Here is a 637-nt window from a genome sequence, read left to right on the forward strand (position 1 = left end):
TCTCCTAAAATAGAAGACTATTTTAAAACAATTATCAATCGTCAAAGAGCTATAACAACCTCTATTTTCAAACAGGGAATGGATTAACGAAATGAGTTTCACTTTTTATTAATATATAAAACATCTCATAGCATCTTTACAAAGATCATATAGCTCCCTCTATTTCATACAGTATAAAATATTGAGAATTTTAATTTTTAAACTTAACAAAACGCACTTATAAAATACGTCAGCCTATCAGATTTACAAAAACATTATAAGAAAAACTAGAGCGATAGAAAACTACCTACAACCAAAAACAAAGAGTGTCATGAAAAATGAGATGATCCCCCAAAATACTGAAAAACAACTTTCTTGCTTAACTTTCATAAAAGTTATCTTATTTGTTTCTCCAATAGTATAAATCAAATTCATATCTATATTTTTATTAACTATATTTTCTTCTTGATTATTAAAAAATTGTTTACTTTGAGATAAATCTTTATCAAAATTTACATAGCTCTCTGCAGTTTGTGCAAAAAGAAAAATAAATGATATAAAAATATAGAAATAAAACTTATTTTTAAATATTTTAAGCATAAATTTATTTTACAAAATTATTTTTTAAAATAAAATATCAAACTTATAATAGTAAAAG

At 22.8% G+C, this 637-nt stretch carries 1 protein-coding gene; it reads right to left on the minus strand.

Going from position 1 to position 637, the window contains the following annotated elements:
* Nucleotides 1-282: 282 nt before the first annotated feature.
* Nucleotides 283-579 carry a hypothetical protein gene (locus ACFINC_RS11170; RefSeq protein ID WP_375617244.1) on the minus strand — a complete coding sequence of 99 codons (297 nt, stop codon included), beginning with the start codon at nucleotides 577-579 and terminating at the stop codon, nucleotides 283-285.
* Nucleotides 580-637: the final 58 nt, after the last annotated feature.

This window comes from Bartonella sp. AP58NXGY, from assembly GCF_042195785.1.
Classification (GTDB): domain Bacteria; phylum Pseudomonadota; class Alphaproteobacteria; order Rhizobiales; family Rhizobiaceae; genus Bartonella.